The 20,829-nt window shown below is 37.7% G+C and carries 24 protein-coding genes and 1 pseudogene; 21 read left to right on the forward strand and 4 right to left on the reverse strand.

Annotated features, from left to right (window positions below; translation table 11 throughout):
- The first annotated feature begins 98 nt into the window (after positions 1–98).
- The 13 genes and pseudogenes from CWO92_RS13200 to CWO92_RS13255 all read left to right on the forward strand — a co-directional run bounded on the left by CWO92_RS13200 (position 99) and on the right by CWO92_RS13255 (position 10,254).
- The gene (locus CWO92_RS13200; protein WP_235851605.1) at positions 99–644 is read left to right on the forward strand and encodes a class I SAM-dependent methyltransferase; all 546 of its coding nucleotides are present in this window, start codon (positions 99–101) and stop codon (positions 642–644) included.
- Between the two features lie 11 nt (positions 645–655).
- Complete coding sequence (locus CWO92_RS26045) at positions 656–853, forward strand: NUDIX domain-containing protein (protein ID WP_235851606.1); 198 nt, start codon at positions 656–658, stop codon at positions 851–853.
- A 92-nt stretch (positions 854–945) separates the two neighbouring features.
- On the forward strand, positions 946–1,098 hold the full coding sequence (locus CWO92_RS26050; RefSeq protein WP_235851607.1) for a 30S ribosomal protein S6: 153 nt from the start codon (positions 946–948) through the stop codon (positions 1,096–1,098).
- Positions 1,095–1,941 (forward strand): annotated as a pseudogene (locus CWO92_RS13210) (class I SAM-dependent methyltransferase). Before CWO92_RS26050 ends, CWO92_RS13210 begins: the two are co-directional and overlap by 4 nt.
- Before the next feature lie 43 nt (positions 1,942–1,984).
- Positions 1,985–2,206 (forward strand): hypothetical protein, encoded by a 222-nt coding sequence (locus tag CWO92_RS13215; protein ID WP_207767799.1) that lies wholly within the window; start codon positions 1,985–1,987, stop codon positions 2,204–2,206.
- Positions 2,207–3,447: 1,241 nt separating this feature from the next.
- Complete coding sequence (locus tag CWO92_RS13220) at positions 3,448–3,996, forward strand: DUF1697 domain-containing protein (RefSeq protein WP_101354686.1); 549 nt, start codon at positions 3,448–3,450, stop codon at positions 3,994–3,996.
- A 2-nt stretch (positions 3,997–3,998) separates the two neighbouring features.
- The gene (locus CWO92_RS13225; RefSeq protein WP_101354687.1) at positions 3,999–4,511 is read left to right on the forward strand and encodes a DinB family protein; all 513 of its coding nucleotides are present in this window, start codon (positions 3,999–4,001) and stop codon (positions 4,509–4,511) included.
- 146 nt (positions 4,512–4,657) lie between these two features.
- Positions 4,658–5,410 (forward strand): Cof-type HAD-IIB family hydrolase, encoded by a 753-nt coding sequence (locus CWO92_RS13230; RefSeq protein ID WP_437177547.1) that lies wholly within the window; start codon positions 4,658–4,660, stop codon positions 5,408–5,410.
- Between the two features lie 43 nt (positions 5,411–5,453).
- The gene (locus CWO92_RS13235; RefSeq protein WP_101354689.1) at positions 5,454–6,314 is read left to right on the forward strand and encodes a proline iminopeptidase-family hydrolase; all 861 of its coding nucleotides are present in this window, start codon (positions 5,454–5,456) and stop codon (positions 6,312–6,314) included.
- Positions 6,315–6,465: 151 nt separating this feature from the next.
- A complete protein-coding gene (locus CWO92_RS13240) occupies positions 6,466–6,930 on the forward strand; it encodes a hypothetical protein (RefSeq protein WP_101354690.1) in 465 nt (154 codons plus the stop codon).
- A gap of 40 nt (positions 6,931–6,970) precedes the next feature.
- The gene (locus CWO92_RS13245) at positions 6,971–7,459 is read left to right on the forward strand and encodes a hypothetical protein (RefSeq protein WP_101354691.1); all 489 of its coding nucleotides are present in this window, start codon (positions 6,971–6,973) and stop codon (positions 7,457–7,459) included.
- A 191-nt stretch (positions 7,460–7,650) separates the two neighbouring features.
- Positions 7,651–8,268, forward strand: coding sequence for a transposase (locus CWO92_RS13250; RefSeq protein WP_101354692.1), 618 nt, complete (start codon positions 7,651–7,653; stop codon positions 8,266–8,268).
- An 822-nt stretch (positions 8,269–9,090) separates the two neighbouring features.
- The gene (locus CWO92_RS13255) at positions 9,091–10,254 is read left to right on the forward strand and encodes a hypothetical protein (RefSeq protein WP_101354693.1); all 1,164 of its coding nucleotides are present in this window, start codon (positions 9,091–9,093) and stop codon (positions 10,252–10,254) included.
- 188 nt (positions 10,255–10,442) lie between these two features.
- On the opposite strand, the gene CWO92_RS13260 is transcribed toward CWO92_RS13255, so the two are convergent.
- Both CWO92_RS13260 and CWO92_RS13265 read right to left on the reverse strand, forming a co-directional pair.
- The gene (locus tag CWO92_RS13260) at positions 10,443–11,711 is read right to left on the reverse strand and encodes a metal-dependent hydrolase family protein (RefSeq protein WP_101354694.1); all 1,269 of its coding nucleotides are present in this window, start codon (positions 11,709–11,711) and stop codon (positions 10,443–10,445) included.
- A gap of 259 nt (positions 11,712–11,970) precedes the next feature.
- The gene (locus tag CWO92_RS13265) at positions 11,971–13,233 is read right to left on the reverse strand and encodes a WD40/YVTN/BNR-like repeat-containing protein (RefSeq protein WP_101354695.1); all 1,263 of its coding nucleotides are present in this window, start codon (positions 13,231–13,233) and stop codon (positions 11,971–11,973) included.
- Positions 13,234–13,521: 288 nt separating this feature from the next.
- Between CWO92_RS13265 and CWO92_RS13270 the strand changes: the two genes are divergently transcribed.
- Positions 13,522–13,803 carry a hypothetical protein gene (locus tag CWO92_RS13270; RefSeq protein ID WP_101354696.1) on the forward strand — a complete coding sequence of 94 codons (282 nt, stop codon included), beginning with the start codon at positions 13,522–13,524 and terminating at the stop codon, positions 13,801–13,803.
- A 312-nt stretch (positions 13,804–14,115) separates the two neighbouring features.
- Here the strand turns inward: CWO92_RS13270 and CWO92_RS13275 are convergent, their stop codons facing one another.
- Positions 14,116–15,240, reverse strand: a complete 1,125-nt coding sequence (locus tag CWO92_RS13275; protein ID WP_101354697.1) for a GerAB/ArcD/ProY family transporter — start codon at positions 15,238–15,240, stop codon at positions 14,116–14,118.
- A gap of 308 nt (positions 15,241–15,548) precedes the next feature.
- Between CWO92_RS13275 and CWO92_RS13280 the strand changes: the two genes are divergently transcribed.
- The 7 genes from CWO92_RS13280 to CWO92_RS13315 all read left to right on the forward strand — a co-directional run bounded on the left by CWO92_RS13280 (position 15,549) and on the right by CWO92_RS13315 (position 19,870).
- Complete coding sequence (locus CWO92_RS13280; RefSeq protein ID WP_101354698.1) at positions 15,549–16,070, forward strand: dihydrofolate reductase family protein; 522 nt, start codon at positions 15,549–15,551, stop codon at positions 16,068–16,070.
- 66 nt (positions 16,071–16,136) lie between these two features.
- Positions 16,137–16,511: a nucleotide excision repair endonuclease gene (locus CWO92_RS13285; RefSeq protein ID WP_101354699.1), complete on the forward strand. Its 375-nt coding sequence runs from the start codon at positions 16,137–16,139 to the stop codon at positions 16,509–16,511.
- A 117-nt stretch (positions 16,512–16,628) separates the two neighbouring features.
- A complete protein-coding gene (locus CWO92_RS13290; protein WP_101354700.1) occupies positions 16,629–16,964 on the forward strand; it encodes a rhodanese-like domain-containing protein in 336 nt (111 codons plus the stop codon).
- Positions 16,957–17,292 (forward strand): ASCH domain-containing protein, encoded by a 336-nt coding sequence (locus CWO92_RS13295; RefSeq protein ID WP_101354701.1) that lies wholly within the window; start codon positions 16,957–16,959, stop codon positions 17,290–17,292. Before CWO92_RS13290 ends, CWO92_RS13295 begins: the two co-directional genes overlap by 8 nt.
- 1,373 nt (positions 17,293–18,665) lie before the next feature.
- Complete coding sequence (locus tag CWO92_RS26055) at positions 18,666–18,863, forward strand: VOC family protein (protein WP_233270080.1); 198 nt, start codon at positions 18,666–18,668, stop codon at positions 18,861–18,863.
- Positions 18,860–19,021: a VOC family protein gene (locus tag CWO92_RS26060; protein WP_233270083.1), complete on the forward strand. Its 162-nt coding sequence runs from the start codon at positions 18,860–18,862 to the stop codon at positions 19,019–19,021. The genes CWO92_RS26055 and CWO92_RS26060 overlap by 4 nt, the downstream gene beginning before the upstream one ends.
- Positions 19,022–19,147: 126 nt before the next feature.
- Positions 19,148–19,870, forward strand: coding sequence for a DsbA family oxidoreductase (locus tag CWO92_RS13315; protein WP_101354703.1), 723 nt, complete (start codon positions 19,148–19,150; stop codon positions 19,868–19,870).
- A 74-nt stretch (positions 19,871–19,944) separates the two neighbouring features.
- On the opposite strand, the gene CWO92_RS13320 is transcribed toward CWO92_RS13315, so the two are convergent.
- The gene (locus tag CWO92_RS13320; RefSeq protein WP_101354704.1) at positions 19,945–20,700 is read right to left on the reverse strand and encodes a class I SAM-dependent methyltransferase; all 756 of its coding nucleotides are present in this window, start codon (positions 20,698–20,700) and stop codon (positions 19,945–19,947) included.
- Positions 20,701–20,829: the final 129 nt, after the last annotated feature.

A 20,829-nucleotide genomic window follows, 5' to 3' on the forward strand; every position in this document is an offset into this window, starting at 1 on the left:
TCCTTTTACTTAAATCATAAACGGATTTTAGACCGTTTTTCAAGATAAAAAGGAATTTTTTATAAAAATATTGAAAATATTACATGGAGGTGGGTACAATGGAGCATCAAGAATTAAAAATCGTGGTAGGGGCAGGAGAATATAAAAATAATCCCGGATGGATACATAAGCAGGAACAGGAACTTAATTTACTAGATGAAGAGACATGGAGCAATAGATTTAAAGAAAACACGATAACAGCCATTTTGGCGGAACATGTTTGGGAACACCTTACGTATCAAGAGGGAGTGGAAGCTGCACGAATATGTTACCGATATTTAAGATCGAATGGTTATGTACGATGTGCCGTTCCGGACGGCTTTTTTTCAAACGCAGCTTATCAAAATATGGTGAAGGTAGGGGGGGCGGGATCAAAGGATCACCCCGCAGCTAGTCATAAAATAGTCTATGATTATCATAAGTTATCAGAACTTTTTGAGAGTGTGGGATTTAAAGTAAAGTTACTGGAGTATTTTGACGAAAATGGAATTTTTCAAGAAACCGAATGGAAAGGGGAAGAGGGCAGTATTTTTCGCTCTAAAAAATATGATCCGCGAAATCGAGAAACTATCGCCGCTCCATCGCTCATTATCGATGATATATAGGAGGAATCTTTATGCTAAAAAAGATTAGCGAGCTTCCAACTGACAAAAGAATCGCTGGAGTCCATTGCGTTCCCATTACCGCTGATGGCAATATTGTCATGGCCTGGGATAAAGAAGAGCAAGTATTAACGACCATTGGTGGAAGGATAGAAGGAATAGAAACGTTGGAAGAAGCACTTGATCGTGAGTTGATGGAGGAAGTGGGCTAATCATTGGAAAAGAAAGATACCCTTTTTCAGCATGGTACTGGGAATCAACGGATACTTATACAGTATGGTTTTTAGCAAAAGTAGATCATTTTGTGCCATATCCTTTTAAGAATGAGAAAACGGGTTATGTTATTTTTAATTTTGAGACAGCGCGGCAGATGATAAAACAGTTAGAAGCGGATAATCGATTTCGGATTGATATTTTAACATTAGCAGAAGAATGTATGAAACAGGTGACTCTATGAACCAAGAAAAAATCAATGCACAAAATCAAAGAAGCTGGGGTCAATCTGCATACCAAGCTTGGGTAAATCGATATGGAGAACCAAAGCATACGCCCAAATAAAGGATCCTGTTAAAGGAGTTTCCTATTATTAGCCTTTTATAGGAGATGTGAATGGGAAGAAAATAGAAAATTTACTCGGATCTAAAGGAAATAAGGCTGTTTCCTTTGCATTATTGGGTGCAGATGTAACAGTGGTAGATATATCACTGGACAATCAGAGATATGCGACAGAGCTTGCTGATGCTGCAGGGGTGAAAATTCACTATATTGTTTCAGATGTCTTGAAATTCCAGAAGCAGAGAAGCTCGTCGATTTTGATTTTATTCTTTTAGAATTAGGAGTATTACATTATTTTTTTGACCTGAAACCGCTTTTTACGTTAATAAGTGATTCTTTGAAGCCTGGAGGAGTTTTTATTCTAAGGGATTATCATCCTTTTGCCTCTAAGTTTGTGAATAGGGAGGAAAACGGGAATTACTTTGATGAAACGGTGATGGAAGAGGAAGTTGCTTATAGCATTCTTCTAGATGAAAAAGAGCAATCTACTTTAGAAAAGGTACTGATTCGTCGCTGGACATTAGGGGAAGTTGTTACTTCCATCGTTCAAGCCGGCTTGGAGATAAGAAGTTTGGAAGAAGAAAAAGGGGGGAGGTGGGCTTTTCCTGATAATGCGCCGAATGGGATAGAGAACAAGATTCCGGTCTTTTTACCATCATTGCAAGGATGCCTTCTTAAAATAAAGCCTGTCCTAAAAATGACAGAATTTCGAACGTTCTTCAATGCTATATGTATCAAAAATTAGGAAATGATAAAATAAGGTAACACTAATGAATCGAGGAAAAATGATGAAAGAATGCCTTAGGATCCTAATAGGTATTATTGCTTTCGTATTATTTCTAATACCCGCAACCCGTTTATATAAATTTAATAAAGAATTGAATGAAGCAAAGAAGGAAGAGGTGTTATCAGAGCAGCTCGTCGAGCATTGGTATAAAAATTTTTATACCATTATTGCTTTTATCGTGGTTGGTATGATCTTAGCATTGTTGTTTAGCTTCTTGTCATAAATCAGAAAGTACTTTCCCCGCTGTTGGAAAAGTACTTTTTTCTTATGCAAAATTTTACCGAAAGCCCAGTTTTTCTGTATAACACGGAAAACGTGGAGGTTGAAGTAGTCAATTGGATATGGGACTCGATAATGATGAGATAGTGAATGTTACTTTGAAAATAACAGGCTGGTGTAATAAAAGTGCAGGTATTGTCCTCGAGCCTCGGAAATCGGCATGAATGGGAAACAATGTTGCCGAGAATATGCCCAAACTTAGGGGAAAAGGTAGAAGAAAGGTAACAATCCAGTGAGGAAAGAGCCCAAACTAAGGAAAAAAAGCAGAAGAAAGGTAACAATCAAGCGAGGAAAGAGCCCAAACTTAGGGGAAAAGCAGAAGAAAGGTAACAATCCAGTGAGGAATATGCCCGAACTAAGGAAAAAAGCAGAAGAAAGGTAACAATCCAGCGAGGAAAGAGCCCAAACTGAGGGAAAAAGCAGAAGAAAGGTAACAATCCAGTGAGGAAAGAGCCCGAACTAAGGAAAAAAGCAGAAGAAAGGTAACAATCAAGCGAGGAAAGTGCCCAAACTTAGGAAAAAGGCAGAAGAAAGGTAACAATCAAGCGAGGAAAGAGCCCGAACTTAGGAAAAAGGCAGAAGAAAGGTAACAATCAAGCGGGGAAAGTGCCCAAACTGAGGAAAAAAGCAGAAGTAAGGTAACAATCAAGCGGGGAAAGAGCCCGAACTTAGGAAAAAGGCAGGAGAAAGGTAACGATCAAGCGGAGAATGTACTCAAACTAAGGAACAAAGCAGAAGAAAGGTAACAATCAAGCGAGGAAAGTGCCCAAACTTAGGAAAAAGGCAGAAGAAAGGTAACAATCAAGCGAGGAAAGAGCCCGAACTTAGGAAAAAGGCAGAAGAAAGGTAACAATCAAGCGGGGAAAGTGCCCAAACTGAGGGACAAAGCAGAAGAAAGGTAACAATCCAGCGAGGAAAGAGCCCGAACTAAGGAAAAAAGCAGAAGAAAGGTAACAATCGTAGCCCAAACTTCGAAGGAAGGCAAACGAACGGTAACGATATGCTCAGGATGATTAACAATTTTTCACAATAATAGAGGATATAATTCATTAACTCCATTCGTATCAGAATCAGAATCAGATATTAGGCCCAAACTTTTTTACAAAAAATTGGGTAAGCTTTTTTGAAGGTGATTAGGTAATATATGAAGAATTTTTAATCTAGGAAGGTGGTAATTTATCGATCATGACCATTTATATTGCGCTTTTTAGAGGCATTAATGTTGGTGGCCATAATATTATAAAAATGGCAGAACTAAGAAATCTATTTCATACAATGAAGCTTACAAATGTAAGGACGTATATTCAGAGCGGCAATGTAGTGTTTGAATCGGAAGAAGAGGAAGGAACTTTGCAAGGTCGATTGGAACATGAAGTGGAAAAAACATTTGGCTTTCCTGTTTCGATTATCCTTAGAACATCTGGACAATTGGAAAAGTTGATTCAGCAATGCCCGTTTCCAGTGGAGCATTTGCAAGAGGGAGAAAGTGTTCATGTTGCGTATTTAGAGGAAGAACCTACTCAAGAAGCGATTATACGTTTAAGAGAATTTGAAAGTGATGAAGAGCAGTTTCGGTTAATAGGTAAAGATGTCTACTTATTTTTTCGTAAAAGTATTCGCGATTCTAAGCTTGCGAACCAGCTTAAAACGCTTGGGGTGAACACAACTGTTCGAAATTGGAGAACAACTTTTAAGCTTAATGCCATGGCAAAAGAGATAAAGAAAGGAAGATGAAAATGAAAAAAAGACCAGAAACGAATGAGTATAATCCTTACTACTTGACATACATAAACCTTGTTGGAGAAGGAGACATTGTAGATATTTTAAGCCAACAAATAAAGGAGACAGTGGAACAACTGAAAGGGTTAACAGAAGAACAAGCTCATTTTCGATATGCCCCTGACAAATGGACGATAAAAGAAGTAATCGGCCATATTGCAGATACGGAAAGAATAATGTCTTACCGTCTTCTAAGCTTTGCAAGAGGTGAAAAAATGACATTGCCTGGGTTTAATGAAGCAGATTATGTACATTATGCCGCTTTCAATCATTTGGCAATCGAGGAACTGCTTGAAAATCTGAAAGCGGTTCGCTACTCTACCATTCATTTACTCAATGGCTTAGAGGAAGAGGCTTGGCTGCGAAGAGGAAATGCAAATGGTTCCGATGCAACTGTCCGAGCTATTGCATATATTATTGCCGGACATGAACTACATCACCGCAATATCATCCAACAACGCTACCTGTAATGGTGCCTGGCACCACTCGTGGACATTTTGCATTTTTGTACGCCTCCCGTGGACACTTTACCTTTACTTTTTAATTGGTTGGCATGGACGAGCTTTTATGCCTAAAATAGAGAGGAAAAAAAGGCAGTGCAGAGAGGTAGATGGAATTGGAAAATAATATAGTTAAAAAAGACATACGTTTAGTTGCTTTGGATATGGATGGCACGCTTCTGAATGAAGATCAGGAAATTTCGCAAGCAAATAGAGAGGCAATTACAAAGGCAAGAGAAAATGGAATACATGTTGTATTAAGTACAGGGCGGCCGTTTATTCATGTAGAGGATTATGCGCGTTCACTTGAATTGAATTCCTTTATAATAACGGTGAATGGCGGTGAAATTTGGGATTCAAACGGAAATTTACTGGAAAGAAACTTACTTACCGTTGAGGAAATCAAAATGATGTGGAATTTGAAAAATCTCCATCAAACGAATTTCTGGGCACTTACAGTAGATAAGGTATTCCGAGAAGATTTTCCTGAGGAAACGGCATTAAACCAACATCAATGGCTCAAATTTGGATTTGATGTAGACGATGATGATGTTCGCAATACGATTATCGAGGAGCTGAATAAACGTAAGCTCCAGGTTACCAATTCCAGTCCAACTAATCTTGAAGTAAATCCTTATGGCATTAGCAAGGCAAATGCTCTGGAAAAGGTGTGCAAGCGTATCGGCATCACAATGGATAATGTAATGGCGGTAGGCGATAGTCTCAATGATATTGCCATGATTGAAGGCGCCGGGTTAGGTGTAGCCATGGGCAATGCCCAAGAAACTGTGAAGAAGGCGGCTGATTGGGTAACAAGCACGAATAATGAAGATGGCGTTGCGAAAGCAATTGTGCAGTGGGTTTTGTAAAAATAACGCAACGATTCTTTAATAAAGGAAGGGATGAGGGAGAATGAAAGACGGTTATGTTTCGGTTACGGGTGGAAGAGTCTATTATAAAAAAGTTGGGGATGGCAATAAAACACCAGTGATCGTTTTACATGGAGGACCAGGAGGGACCCATGTTCCATTTTTTAATTTAGAAAAGCTGGGAAATGATCGTCCAGTAATTTTTTACGATCAGCTTGGTTCGGGTAGGTCTGACAAACCAGATGATTTATCTTTATGGCATGTAAGTCGCTTTGTGGAGGAACTTGGCCAAATAAGAGAAGCCCTTGGCCTTTCGCAACTACATATTTTAGGACATTCTTGGGGAACCATGCTCGCAGCAAGCTACTTATTAACAAAGCCAGAAGGGGTAAAAAGTGTTATTTTTTCAAGTCCTTGTTTAAGTGCACCACAATGGGAGCGGGATCAAGAGGTTCATTTAAAGCAGCTTCCTCAGGATGTTCAGGATATCTTAGCGAAGCATGAGCGTGAAGGTACAACCGATTCGGAAGAATATAAAACGGCGATGAAGGAATTTAATAAACGTTTTGTCTATCGTCTTGAATCGAAGCCAAAAGAAACGGAAACCGAGTACGCGAAGTCGAATCCAGTAGTCTATAACACGATGTGGGGGCCTTCCGAGTTTTGCACAACGGGTAATCTAAAAAGCTTCGATGTAACCAAGCGCTTAAAGGAAATACAGATTCCGGCGTTATTTACATGTGGACGCTACGATGAGGCAGCTCCAAGCACTGTAGAAGAACAAAGTCGCAAACTTCCGGGAGCAAAATTCCATGTATATGAAAACAGTGCACACTTAGCATATCTAGAAGAACCAGAGGAATATCTTCGCGTAGTTAGCGAATTTTTAGCAAGTGCAGATTGATGCGATGGTTTAACACATTTAAGTAACCAGACACGCCATGATTGGACACAAAGTTCATCATGGTTTGCTTGGTTTTTTTTATAGGTATAAAAATCACAGATATATCCAACTTAATAAGGAAGTAGATTAAATTCTCTTTGAGTGGGTGGTTATGAAACTTTCTTTTTTTATAGATGTTGCTATGGTTATTCTGATATCATTTTGCCTGTTGAAAAAGAATCATAATAGGTTTGAGAATCTGTTTATGTTGATGGCAGCAGAATTTGTATTGTTATGTTACTATGCTATTCTGTATATCAACTTAGACCTATGGACGATTTCAAAAGGTACCGAGAGATTTATCATTTTTCGAATATATGAAGTATTTTTTATTCCTTTGTTATTTTTGCTATATTTCAATTTACTTCCATTGCTGAAGAAACTTTTCTCGCAATTTGGATTTACCGTTCTATTTATAGGAATTCTCTTGTCCGTGGAATTGTGGATGGTAGAGTGGAAGGTGATTATATATAAGAATTGGCATGCATGGCAGTCTGTGATTACATCCTTATTTTTAATTATTCTACTTCGTGCCTTATTAAAAGGATATCAGTTATTGGGAGAAAAGTTCCGGTAGACCTGTAGATGTATAATTAATAAAAAAGGAGAGAGGAAAGTTGCCACTTCCACATAAATTTGATGAAAATGAATGGTTTGTAATAATCGGTATTATTATTTCGTATACGATCTTCTTTCTCTTGCCAAAAAGGTTTCCTATCAACATAACGATTCTCTTAATGATGTTTGGATCTGTGGTTGCAAGATTTTCTGATCATCTATTGGCTGGTCCAGGAGTCGACCTATATAATTTAATGGATACTCCTAACTTTGAATTATTTGATCTTATTTTATATCTTTTTTACGCCCCTTTTTCTTATTTCTTCGTATACTTTTTTGAAAAGTTTGGTATCAAGGGCTTTGGAACATTATTTTACATCATTGGCTGCACATTGGGCGGAACCATGGTTGAATGGCTAACAAAGCAATTTCATGTCTTTAACTATAACGGGTGGCACCTAGCATACTCCTTCACCGTCTACCTCATCATCCAAACCCTAACCCTGTTTCTATACAAATGGTGCCAGGCACCACCCGTGGACAATTAGGGATTTTGTCCTTGTGGGGTGGACAGTTTGGCTGTATGGAACTGAGTGTAGATTTGCAGATAACTAAAAGTATTAAAAAATAGAAGGATTTTTGTAGGATTAGTCGAATTGTGTTAAGAAAGCTGTATACAAACATCTTTTTGTTCTCGCTTTCTCATCTACCAGAAAAAATTAAATAGGAGTGATTTTTATTGGTCCGCAAACGACGTTTCTGGGCTCCAGGGGCCAAGTATCATATTACGAGTAGAGGAATTCGGAAAATGGACCTCTTTCTGGACGACCACGACCGCTTGAAATACCTTGATTTTTTAACAAAAGTTAAACAACAATACCCTTTTCAACTATACGCATATTGCCTCATGACCAATCATATTCACCTTCAATTAAAAACCATCCAGCATTCCCCAAGTGAAATAATGAATTATTTGCATTCCCAATATGCTAAATACTTTAATAATCGGTATAATTATACGGGTCATGTCTTTGAAAGCAGGTATGGAGCAGAGCTTATTGATACTCCCGAATATGAACTGGAAGTAAATAAATATATTCACTTAAACCCACTCAGAGCCAATATCGTTAAGCATCCAGAGGATTATCCATGGAGCAGTTACCGCACGTATCTCTTCAGTGAAAAAAATCCACTGATCACAACCGAACAGATCTTTTCCTACTTTCATTCTCCACTTGATGAAAACTATCAATGCTATCTAAACACCAATTATTCTAAACTAACATTCTTTCCAAATGGTAAGTTAAATACTGCTATTACAGATGCAGAACCTCCATATTCGTCAACTAACGGTTAGGGATGAAATATGGCGTTAATGGTATACAGCTCCTGCTTTTACTGTAATGATGTGTGTAGGGGAAATGGAAATGGACGCGTTAATCCTTCATTCGTATGCATTTATTGGTGGTTAGCGCATAAAGCGGTAAAAGACGCAAAAGGAGAGGCACGAGGCAGTAATAGGACATACCAATTATATGTTCCCTACTCGAAAAGTGGGTTTTCAATCTGGCACCGTCTGATATGAATAAGATAGGCACGTGCTTCGACTTGGCGTCATTTAAGAGGGCAAAACCACAGGAAAGGCCCCTACATTCAACGATTCTTCCGTTTCGGGGGTGCTTCCAATGAAATGCAAGCAAAGGAAACAGGAATAACAAACTGAATCGTAGTACTGGAAGGAATATACTGCGGAAGCTAATTAGTAAAAGGGATTGAATTTCTTGGATATGTAAAGAGGCATTAATAAAAAGTAGTCATCCTGTCGGTTCGTGAAATTGATGTAAAAATATAAACTAGATTGCCTAGGGAATACCAAGTGGAAAAACGAGCTGTTTTTCACACTTGGTTTTTTTTGTCTTTTAACACAAAGTGTCTTTCCTACAAGGACACTTTCTCGATTTGTCCACGAGTGGTGCCTGGCACCCGATGCAAACGTTTTCAGAAATTTTTTTATATTTCGTGGGACGAAGGGGTTGACTTTGTCTAGGAGAATCAATAGAATTAAGTGTAATTTCATAATAATTTGTTAATTTAGAAATATAAAAGAGTGCGCGAGATACTGTTGAGTGTATGAGTATATCCCGTTGCTACTAGCCAAGACATTTAGGGGGGATGAAAGATGCTTGATGAACCAATCATCGCAAGCGTCATCGTGTTAGCCTTAGTAATGATCGGAGAAGTTATCTCCATTGTTAGTCGTGCAAGAGTTCCAATGCTTTTCGTTGTTTTTTTAGGATATCTACTTTGTCTTTGGGCAGGGATATTTCCAACCAATCTTACAGACAAAACACCACTAACGGTATTTGGAGGACTGATGATAGCTCCGCTGATAGTCCATATGGGGACTCTTATACCGTTCAAAACATTAAAGGCGCAATATAAATCTGTTATTATTGCTATCACTGGTATTATTTTTGCTACTATTCTTATTCTCGCTATAGCAACCCCTATACTGGGCTATAAAACAGCCGCATCAGGAATCGGGCCATTAACCGGGGGAATCATCGCTTTTGTTATTACATCAGAAAAACTAAAGGCAATTGGGATGACCTCCATTATTGTTATACCTGCACTTATATTAGCTTTACAAAGTATTATCGGTTTACCATTAGCTTCTAACTTTTTAAGAAAATATGGATTAAAACTTCGCGATTCTCACAATATGAGTGATACTGCTGCAAACGAAGTAGCGGTTGCAACTGCAGAGACCACTAAATCATGGATCCCGGAGAAATATGCAACTTCTGCTGTCCTGATTTTTCAATTATTTATAGGTGGAGCAATTGCCGTATTACTTGGAAAATGGACTGGCATTCATTACAGTCTATGGTCCCTTATTATTGGTTTTGTCGGTATTAAAGTTGGGTTCTATCGTGAAAACATGATGCAAAGAGCCAATACATTTGGTATTGCCAATGCTGGTCTAATCATTGCATTATTGCCATCATTGAATTCAGTGACTTTTGAAGCTTTCCTCAAAAACTTGCCAGCAGTTCTACTTATCCTTATAGTAGGAGCAATTGGGATTATTATTGGCGGTATTGTAGGTTCGAAAATTTTTAAATGGGACAAATTTCTTGGTATACCTGTTGCATTAACAGCGCTATTCGGATTTCCAGGAGATTATATGATTTGTTCAGAAATTAGTCGTTCCCTTGCACGAAATAAAAAAGAAGAGGAATGGTTATTTTCACAGTTGTTGACTCCTTTATTAATCGGTGGATTTACAACTGTAACAGTAGCCTCGGTCGTTCTAGCAAGTATATTAATGAAGACTTTGTAAAATGAGTAAAAAACCTCCTGTGTGGACAGGGGGCTTTTAATATTTCAAAGATGTTTGTAAAAAGGCAGTCGCAGAAAATCCCCTGATTAATTACACATAATGGAACTGGTGGTGGCAAACTCTCGACATTCCAAATTTAAGACCAAATCGTTTTCGATTTGGTCCGTGTTCAATCTTATATGAAAAACTTATTGGGTCACTAGATTTGTGGCTCCTACCCTTAAATCTTTCACTACTTTACCATCTTTTACAACAATGACGATATTATCTTGATTTTCTAAAGAAGAGATATCTGTTAATGGATTGACTTTTGTGATGACGAGATCAGCCAGCTTTCCGTCCTCGACTGTTCCTAATTTATCCTCCCAGCCAAGGCATTCAGCGGCAACCTTTGTAGTTGCAACAATAGATTCCATAGGACTCATGCCGATACCACACATTAAGTTCAATTCGCGAAGGTTTGTGCCATGCGGCATAACCCCTGCATCTGTACCCATTGCAATTTTAACTCCAGCCTTAAATGCCTTCGTAACACTTTCGTGGTGAATATCCACAACTTCCAGTGCTTTTTGAATAGCATGTGCAGGCATATTATTGCTGTTTTTCCCTTGTTCTAGAACTGCTACTGGAGCGAGTAGGGTAGGCACTAGGTAAGTTCCGTGTTTTAGCATTAATTCAATTGCCTCATCATCAAGGAAAATTCCGTGTTCAATAGAGTGAATTCCTGCACGAACGGCATTTTTTACTCCCTCTGCACCCTGAGCATGGGCCATTACCTTAATTCCGCGGCGGAATCTTGCTTCTTCTACGATAATACTTAACTCTTCAAAAGAGAATTGAGTAAATTCCGGATGGTCTGTCGGGCTCATTACACCGCCAGTTGCATGAACTTTAATGATATCTGCGCCGGCTCTTAGCATTTCTCTTACACGTTGGCGAACTTGCTCAGGGCCGTCACAAAGTCCGCTCGGCATGCCTGGGTAGGTAGGTCTAGTTGTGTCGATGCCGGATCTTGTCCAACTATCGCCGTGGCCGCCTGTAATGGTTAGCGGATTAATACTCACTTGCATTCTAGGTCCGAGCACAAGGCCATTCTCAATTGCTTGCTTTACTCCCACATCTGTAAACCCTGCGTCACGTACAGAAGTAATTCCTGCGTTTACAGTTTTTTTCATATGTTCAATGGCTTGGTAAAAATGATAGGAAAATGGAGTGGAGACGGTTTTTTCAAGATTAGAAAACTCCATCATCATGTGAACATGTGTATCAAATAATCCCGGCAGGATATACCCATTCTGTGCATCTAAAATTTCCACATCTTCATCTGGGAGACGAATTTCGCTGGCTCTACCTACTTGTTTAATTTGGTTGTCCTTCAATAAAACCGCTGCATCCTGAAGTGGCTCCCCGCCAATTCCATCAATAAGTGTTCCGTTTTTGACAAGTACGTAAGTCATGTTAGTATCCCTTCCTTTTTGTTTATTTATTCTATCAATTAACAATATTCTATACTATTTGATAGATGTCCTGCCGAAATTCAGAAAAAATTTCGTGAAGCTAAATATTTTTTTAATCGTGTAAAGGGAAAAAGCAATCTAACAACCAAAGGAATAATAAAAAAAGAATTGGCTAATGGCCAATTCTTCTTGAATTTTAAAAAAACTGTCCACCCTCTGTGGACAAATTATCAATTTGTCCACGAGTGGTGCCTGGCACCTAACGGAAGATGTGGACTTTTCCCCAGTGGGTGCCGCCGTCAGAGGTGGTGTACATAACACTTGGTTTGGTGTTTTCAGTGATGATCCACCAGCCATGATTTTCGTCCGCAATGGCAAGGTATGAATCACCGTATCCAGTAAAGGTTTCATTGCTGTTAACCCATGTTTTTCCGCCGTCTTTCGTCCAACCAATTGAATTAGGATCGTCGCAAGCTGGGCAAGAGCCACCCATGAAGGCTACTTTGGGATTGACTACATAGAACGGGCCAGGTTTCGTTCCTTTATTTTTTGGCCCATTTCTATCCTCTTGTGTAAATCCCGGAGCTGGACCACCGCCAGAGGTAGAATTAGCAATAACGGTATTCCAAGAATTTCCTCCATCCATCGTATGGAAAACCGAGTAGGAGGTTTGTGTCATTCCGGAATCACCAATACATTCAATCCAAGCATCATTCACCCCTGTAGAACGAATGATGGCATCTTCTAATGGGGAAACAAGCTTTTTCGATAAAACGGGATACCAATTCTTCCCCCCATCAGTTGTCTTTTGAACGGATAACACCTGTTTGCTTTGAGTAACTGCCCATCCATTTTTTAAATCGTGAAAGTACGCCTGGTTTACTATGTTTTTTGGCGTTTCGAATGGTCGCCAAGTTCTGCCCCCATCTAATGAATAGGCATTTCCGCTTAAAGCAGTGTTGCTTGAGATAAAATGAAGAAATCCTTTATTAGGTGAAGTGCCTATTAATGTCCAGTGTTCGCCGCCATCTTTTGATTGCAACAATCTTAAACTATTTCCTCCTTGATTTAAGGTCGCCCAAACTTCTTGTTGATTTAAGGCGAAAATTTGTTGTACCTTTCCGACCCCTTTGTATTTTACAGCCCAGTTGTACCCGCCGTTTACTGTTTTTGCAATCCAGCCATTGCCTCCAACCCAGCCTGTTTGAGGGTCTGCTAGTCGAACTGCAGTAACAGCACTCATATCCACTTTTTTATTATCTGCTTTGGCAGGAGGTGAAGTAATAGCATTTCCTTTCCCGCCATTTACTTGTGATCCAGAAGATGCACTTGAGGTTGATTCAGAATTTTTATCCGAAGAATGATTTGTTTTCGATGTCTGCGATTTTAATGATTCCTTATCTGCTATGGAAACATTACTCGTTTGCTTGGATTCTTGATTACCTTCCGAACTGCATGCAGCTAGAACAAGAGAAAGCCCCAACCCCAATGCCGTCAATATGGACCTTTTTATATATATCATGTATTGATCCCCCAATTAATTAATTGTTACCTTGAAATTTTTACATACATTAGACGATTCTATCTTTATAAGTGTTACGTTTTGGAACGCCTATTTTAAAAATTTGAGTAAATATATATTCGAAATTCTATTATATGCGAGTTTAGTAGAAAGATATTCCTATATTTAAAATTCTCTGTACTAAAATAACATATAACCGTTAAATAATCCATTTGATGGACATACTATATCTATAACTAGAGGCTTAGATAATAAACAATGCAGGGGAAGGTATAGGAGGCGGATAAAATGGAGGTCTTTCATAAGTTTGCGGATTTTCTTTGGGATGGCTTAATTTTAAAATATGTTTCTGAAAGAGACATAGTGATTCCTTACTTGTTGTTTTTAATCATGGGAGTTGTTTTTGAGCTTTTTTTACTAGTCCTAGCAATAATATCTGCCTATTTACTTTTCAGCTTCGAATACATGCCCGATATTTCTTACTTTGCCAGTATAGGCATTTTAATTCTGCTATTTTTATTAAACTTACTAATGTTACGAGCGGTGAAAAACAAAGTAAAACCAAGATGAAAATATTCACCTCTGTCTATCTACAATTTCCAATCCTACTCTCAAATCCCAGACATCTTGATCCTTGAAAGGGAAAAAATGGCCGAATTCAGAGCCCGAACCACTTTCTAATTCAAACGTTATATAATAGGTTGTGCTGGTAGAATTTTTGCCACTGTGTGATTCCTTTGATAAACGTTCCTATAAAAACGAATCCAATAAAATTGGCCTAGTACTAAATAGAAATTATTCATTACCTATTTTCTCACAACCTTGCCTTTGATACGTATGAAAAATACCCCTTTTACTTGTCTCAAATAGTAAAAGGGTGCACTATACAGTAGAAGATTTTTCTGTTTTTGATTTCTTTTTCGCTTTGATTTTCATGGTGAGCCATAATAATACAGTCAGAATCGGAATGTAGATATTCCCAATAATAAAGCCTATACTATTAATGAGACTATTTAATATACTGATTTGTGGCCTGGTTTCGAAAAAGATACAGCCAAGCAGGACAAGAATACTTAACAAAAAGATATTGTATTTCATTTTAAATTTTATCGTTCTTTTAATCAACTTGCTGGAACACCAGAGGGATATACAGATGCTTGGCAAAATAATGAGACACCAGTTGGCAATCCCGATAAATTCAAATCGTTCAACAACAGGTAAATTTACGATTTTAAAGGAGGTCAATGTTGGCCAGATTTCTTTTTCCAATTGATCGACTGGAAAATATGCAAATGTAATGAACGTTAAGTATAGATACAATAATGTTGTAAAAATAAGTGATAACTGACACCATTTTTTCACCTTTTTTTTGTTTTTAATAAATGGATATATTATTAAGATTGTTTCATAACCCATGTTTGACAACGACATATTCTCTGATGAGACAAAAATCTCATTAAGGGAGTGATCAAATAATGGAAAAAAATGTCGAAAATCAGCGAAAGGGATGGTAAACCCTTGGATAAAGATAATATAAAACGGTAGAGTAAAGGCAAAAAATGAAATACCGACAAGGGTTCGGATTCCGCCCAAAATAATATAGATACATAATAATAGGTATCCGGAGGCAAACCAAAAAGTACTTAAATCAGGGAACATCCAGACCTGAACAATTTCGATATAATTTCTTAATACCGTGATTGCATACCATAAATAGTAGATGGCAAATAGAATATTTAGAAGACTCCCCACCCGTTTTCCAAAAACACTCCAATGTATATCACAAAAGTCACCCTGTACCATTTCCAATTGTTTAATCATAAGCCACATAACTACATTGGTTGTCAGCCCTGAAAGGATGACAGCCTGCCAACCATCGTACCCCGCAAACTTAGCAACATGCTTTTCGAAGTCAAGTAATCCGATACCTACTTGCATTGTGACAATAACGTAAAATATAAAATAAGGAGAAAACTTTTGGGATTCAGGAACGGTTTGCGGCTGCATGTAGCTACCTCCAGCTGGGAAATCTCTTACTAGTCATGAAGGTTAGTGTTACCAAAAAAAGGGGAAATATGAAACTTGTGAGCGGCTTTTTTGGGAAGAGTAGTGATAAGGAGTTCAAAGTTTCCTATGTATAAAGATAACAACAGGGGATAAATGACTATTCTGATTTTTATGTTAATATGTTTTTAAAGGAAAAAGAAGGTAATTTGCAAATTATTCTTTACGCACTGCATCGAAACCAACTCTGTAAAATCGTTACACCCAAGGGTTATGAAGGCAGTTTCAAAAAGTAGTAAGGGGGAAATAGTATGCGAAAAGTAGTTTTATATATTGCAACAAGCTTAGATGGATATATTGCTGGTGAGGATGACTCATTAGATTGGCTCTTTCGAGTAGAAGGAGAAGGGGACAATGGGTACTCAGAATTTTATGAGACAGTGGATACGATTTTGATGGGGAGGAAGACGTATGATCAGGTGCTTATTTTAGAAAACGGGAAATTTCCTTATCAGAATAAAAAATGCTATGTATTTTCACATACGATTACCGGATCCAATGAGAATGTTGAATTTGTTAATGGGGATATTGTTTCATTAGTCAATGAATGGAAAAAACAAAAAGGTAAAAACATTTGGATTGAAGGCGGCGGGGAGTTACTGCACTTCTTTTTGAAGGAAAAATTAGTGGACGAAATACGAGTCACGGTTGCACCAGCCATAATCGGGAAAGGGATTCCTTTGTTTAAAAAGGGAGACTATGAGATGGATTTAGTATTAAAAGGAATAAAAAAATACAATCAATTTGTAGAACTTCAATATGAAGTGAAATAAGATCACTTGAATAAGGGAAAAATGCTATAATAAGTCTTCATGATAAAAAAAATAGGAAGTGATCTTTTGATTAAAATAGAAATTCCAAAACCGGATGTAGTCGTGACAAAGCAAAAACTAACAGGAGACGCGAAAGACGCAAAAATCAGCAGTCAATATGGATTTGTTGATTTTCGATTGATTTCAAGGGAAAAAGGTGGCATTATTTTGTTTTATAATGCGGACGGGGAGTTATTATACGTCGGGAAAGCTAGAAAACTTCGTCAACGCGTAACTAAACACTTTGAGGATAATGTATCTCCTATTAAGAACCATCGAGACGAAGTTCATAAAATTGCTGTCTTCTATGTAGAAGATCCAACGGAACGTGAAATATATGAAACCTATATCATTAACAAGCTTCAAGCAAAATATAATATCGATAAGGTATTTTTTAAATAAGCAATCCTCTTTGGGGATTGTTTTTTTTACTGTAGAAAGTAAAAATAATGGTTAGTAAAGCAGTGTGATTTTATACGGTAAAATGATAGGATGAAAGAAGGAATCGGAGGGATAAAGGTGGAAATAAAAAAGATCACGCCCCAAGAATTAGCGGAACAATTAAGAAACAAGAAACCATTTGTTCTTGATGTCCGTGCAGAAGAAAAGTTTCAAGACTATCATGTGGAAAACGCGTACAACATTCCTAAGTCAGTTATTTTGGAAAATCAAGAGGATGTAATATCCACCTTACCAAAAGATACGGAAATTATAGTAACTTGTACAACCGGAAACTCCGCAGCCAAATGTGCGCAAATTTTAGCAGATAAGAATTATCAGGTTACCTTGCTTGAAGGTGGCATTACCGCATGGAAAGACTACAATCAAAAAAAAGGAGGAGAGAAACATGAGTGAAAACAACGCTTTACCTCCAAAAACCTGCTCAGTCGACCGCTTAGTAACAGTGGAAAGGGATGTCAAAAAGGTGTTAGCAGGGGAGAAAACTGCTACTCGCCGAAACGGCAGATATGCCGATGTTGGTGAAATCATGGAACTAGACGGTAAAAAATTTGTGGTTGAAAATGTTTACTCGCAACAGCTCGGAGATATGACAGAAGAAAATGCGCATCAAGAAGGATTTGCGAATTTAGAAGAATATAAAGAATTCATTTTATCCATACACCCTGGAATGCGCTGGGTACCGAAAATGAAAGTATGGGTACATGAATTTAAATCGCTGTAAACCTCTACAATCTGTGGAGGTTTTTTCGATTTAAAAAAAACAGTGTGGGTTTTTCCGCATAATTCGCGAAAAATTCCGCACAACTCCAAGGTTTTTCATCAAAAATAAGAAAAAATCCACAACCTAATAGGAATTCCCCAAATCGGTAAGAGTTTTCCACATAATTCGTGAAAAATTCCTCACATTATTTAGTTTTTTCATCAAAAATCAGAAAAAATTCTACACCTTAATAGGAATTCCCCAAATCGGTATGGGTTTTCCACACAATTCGTGAAAAATTCTCCACATCTCTCAGGTTTTTCATCATAAAAAAGAAGAAATTCCGCACCCTAATAGAAATTCCCCAAACCGGTAAGAGTTTTCCACATAATTCGTGAAAAATTCCGCACAACTCCAAGGTTTTTCATCAAAAATAAGAAAAAATTCAACACCCTAATAGGAATTCCTCAAATCGGTAAGAGTTTTCCACATAATTCGTGAAAAATTCTCCACATCTCTCAGGTTTTTCATCAAAAAATTCTACACCCAAATAGGAATTCCCCAAACCTGTAAGAGTTTTCCACATAATTCGTGAAAAATTCCGCACAACTCCAAGGTTTTTCATCAAAAATCAGAAAAAATTCTACACCTTAATAGGAATTCCCCAAATCGGTATGGGTTTTCCACATAATTCACGAAAAATTCCCCACATCTCTCAGGTTTTTCATCAAAAATAAGAAAAAAATCCACACCCTAATAGGAATTCCTCAAATCGGTAAGAGTTTTCCACATAATTCGTGAAAAATTCTCCACATCTCTCAGGTTTTTCATCAAAAATAAGAAAAAAATCAACACCCTAATAGGAATTCCTCAAATCGGTAAGAGTTTTCCACATAATTCGTGAAAAATTCTCCACATCTCTCAGGTTTTTCATCAAAAAATTCTACACCCAAATAGGAATTCCCCAAACCTGTAAGAGTTTTCCACATAATTCGTGAAAAATTCCGCACAACTCCAAGGTTTTTCATCAAAAATCAGAAAAAATTCTACACCTTAATAGGAATTCCCCAAATCGGTATGGGTTTTCCACATAATTCGTGAAAAATTCCTCACATTATTTAGTTTTTTCATCAAAAATCAGAAAAAATTCTACACTCTAATAGAAATTCCCCAAACCGGTAAGAGTTTTCCACATAATTCGCGGAAATTTCTCCACATCTCTCAGGTTTTTTCATCATAAAATATATGTTTTCCACACCATTTTGAAATTTCTCCAAAAAGTCCATACAGTATACGCTTCACAATCCCCCATTGGGAGCTTGTGATAAAGGTTTGCAGGAATTGGAGATATAGCGTCGAAATTATGATAAAAGAATGTTATAAAGGAGACCAAAATGTCTAATCTATTTAAAAGAATTGATACGGTTTTTTTACCGGTGAAGGATTTTGACAAGGCGATTGAATGGTATTCTGTAGTGCTTGGTTTCACGATTCGGTGGAGGGATGATTTATCTGGATATGCAGCATTAAATATTGGAGAAACACCTTTAACGTTGGTGAGAAAATCAGAAGAAGAGATTCACAACAGGTGACTTTTAATTTCTACACACCTGATGTGGAAAAAGCACACCAGCATTTAGTAGATTGTGAGGTAAAGGTGGAACCAATTCAGGATGGAGGAAGTATCCAGTGGTTTCAGTTTTATGATTTAGAAGGTAATCCGCTAGAAGTTTGCCATTTTAAGGAATAACAAATATGAAAGCTGATGCGTTGTCATTGGCTTTTTTTAGTTTACGGTTTTTTAAGACATAATATTTGTATTTCTATTCGTGAAGGATAATAATGAATTAATACTATTGTTAACGGAGGTTTTAAGATGAAAGTTGAAGTATGGTCAGACTTTGTATGTCCATTTTGTTATATAGGTAAACGTCATTTTGAGGAAGCATTGAATCAGTTTGGAGGCGAATCTAATGTAGAAATCGTTTTTAAAAGTTTTGAGTTGGATCCGAATGCAAAAGTACATTATGACGAAGACATGCACCAATTGCTTGCGGCGAAATATGGCATGAGTGTGGAAAAGGCGAAGGAAATGAATGAGAGCGTGGCAGAAAGAGCTGCGCAGGTTGGATTAACGTATCATTTCGATACGATGAAGCCCACTAATACATTTGATGCCCATCGTTTAACGCAGTTTGCAGCACAGTATGGAAAAAGCACAGAAATGGCGGAAAGATTGTTCAAAGCCTATTTTACTGATTCGGAGCATATCGGTGAGCATGATACATTAATATCTTTAGCAGCAGAAGTTGGTTTGGATTCGGAAAAAGTACGCGAAATGTTGAACGGGGAAGAGTTTTCTTATGAGGTTCGTACCGATGAGCAAGAGGCTGGAAGTCTTGGAATTCAAGGAGTTCCCTTCTTTGTCATCAATCGTAAGTATGCTGTATCAGGTGCGCAGCCGATTGGGGTATTTTTAAATGCATTACACAAAGCAAGTGAAGAAGAGAGTTCCTTTACCATTTTAAATGAAAATAAAACTGATGCTAATGATGCGTATTGTGCGGATGGACGGTGTGAAGTGCCTACCGATAAATAATATTCGTTAAGAGTAGGTTCAATTTTGTTTCCCACCCCCAATGAAAAAAGCAGTGATTCAATTCACTGCTTTTATTATGCTAATTTTTTTAGTTTTGCCATAAAAGTCATCGCTTTGCCTAGCTCTACTTGTTCGGTATACTGCCCACTTTCGTAGTTCATTTCCCCGCCAGGTTCACAGTGAACTAGATTTAAATCAATATCTTTCATTAATAATTTAAAATCAACAGGTGAATAGCATCTTAATGATTGTGTTATCTGATCACCCTCATGCTCCTTCCGCCACCAAGTATCTAACATTCTGCATCCATTTGCATCGAAGTCGTATCGCCTAACAATGTTGCCAAATTCCATTTCTTGACCGGCTACCTTAGCCCAGTACCAAGGGGTATAAATATCAATGAGTGCCACCCCATTTGGCTGCAGCCAATCCGATATGCGCTTCAGTAATAATTGCTGGTCGGTATCTTCTCCGATTCCAAATCCATCCCAATAGCAAACAATATCAAACTGTTCCTCTAAATCAACTTGATAAAAGTCCCCTTGAATAATTCGTAAATTACTTCCTATTTTATGTTTCTCAGCAAGTTTATATATATTTTCTACACATGAAGGGGCTAGTTCAATGACAGTAACATCATATCCGCGTCTCGCAGCGGTAACTGCAAAACGTCCATTGCCACCACCTAATTCTAGAATCCTCGTGATTGGATGGTCGCTAAAATGTTCTACTTTATCTACGTGCTCCTCAATCAAGTGATTCAAATCAAAATCGTATTGTGTGGTGGACCAAATAAATTGTTTATCATAAAAGTCTTTAACCCATTTCATTTAAAAGCACCTCTTTAGGATAAAAGTTTTTGTCCGGAAGTGGCTTTTAATATTAATAAAATAATAATCCCACGGAAATCCTCCTTGGAAGTCAAAATAATTCGAAAATTATTATATATTCTAAAGATG

It is taken from the genome of Heyndrickxia camelliae (genome assembly GCF_002844575.1).
Lineage (GTDB): Bacteria > Bacillota > Bacilli > Bacillales > Bacillaceae_C > Margalitia > Margalitia camelliae.

Excerpts from the sequence above, each read along its gene's own strand:
- CWO92_RS13200 (WP_235851605.1), top strand. The coding sequence starts at position 99 with ATGGAGCATCAAGAATTAAAAATCGTGGTAGGGGCAGGAGAATATAAA.
- CWO92_RS26045 (WP_235851606.1), top strand. The coding sequence starts at position 656 with ATGCTAAAAAAGATTAGCGAGCTTCCAACTGACAAAAGAATCGCTGGA.
- CWO92_RS13215 (WP_207767799.1), top strand. The coding sequence starts at position 1,985 with ATGAAAGAATGCCTTAGGATCCTAATAGGTATTATTGCTTTCGTATTA.
- CWO92_RS13220 (WP_101354686.1), top strand. The coding sequence starts at position 3,448 with ATGACCATTTATATTGCGCTTTTTAGAGGCATTAATGTTGGTGGCCAT.
- CWO92_RS13225 (WP_101354687.1), top strand. The coding sequence starts at position 3,999 with ATGAAAAAAAGACCAGAAACGAATGAGTATAATCCTTACTACTTGACA.
- CWO92_RS13235 (WP_101354689.1), top strand. The coding sequence starts at position 5,454 with ATGAAAGACGGTTATGTTTCGGTTACGGGTGGAAGAGTCTATTATAAA.
- CWO92_RS13240 (WP_101354690.1), top strand. The coding sequence starts at position 6,466 with ATGAAACTTTCTTTTTTTATAGATGTTGCTATGGTTATTCTGATATCA.
- CWO92_RS13255 (WP_101354693.1), top strand. The coding sequence starts at position 9,091 with ATGCTTGATGAACCAATCATCGCAAGCGTCATCGTGTTAGCCTTAGTA.
- CWO92_RS13260 (WP_101354694.1), bottom strand. The coding sequence starts at position 11,711 with ATGACTTACGTACTTGTCAAAAACGGAACACTTATTGATGGAATTGGC.
- CWO92_RS13265 (WP_101354695.1), bottom strand. The coding sequence starts at position 13,233 with ATGATATATATAAAAAGGTCCATATTGACGGCATTGGGGTTGGGGCTT.
- CWO92_RS13270 (WP_101354696.1), top strand. The coding sequence starts at position 13,522 with ATGGAGGTCTTTCATAAGTTTGCGGATTTTCTTTGGGATGGCTTAATT.
- CWO92_RS13275 (WP_101354697.1), bottom strand. The coding sequence starts at position 15,240 with ATGCAGCCGCAAACCGTTCCTGAATCCCAAAAGTTTTCTCCTTATTTT.
- CWO92_RS13280 (WP_101354698.1), top strand. The coding sequence starts at position 15,549 with ATGCGAAAAGTAGTTTTATATATTGCAACAAGCTTAGATGGATATATT.
- CWO92_RS13295 (WP_101354701.1), top strand. The coding sequence starts at position 16,957 with ATGAGTGAAAACAACGCTTTACCTCCAAAAACCTGCTCAGTCGACCGC.
- CWO92_RS26055 (WP_233270080.1), top strand. The coding sequence starts at position 18,666 with ATGTCTAATCTATTTAAAAGAATTGATACGGTTTTTTTACCGGTGAAG.
- CWO92_RS13315 (WP_101354703.1), top strand. The coding sequence starts at position 19,148 with ATGAAAGTTGAAGTATGGTCAGACTTTGTATGTCCATTTTGTTATATA.
- CWO92_RS13320 (WP_101354704.1), bottom strand. The coding sequence starts at position 20,700 with ATGAAATGGGTTAAAGACTTTTATGATAAACAATTTATTTGGTCCACC.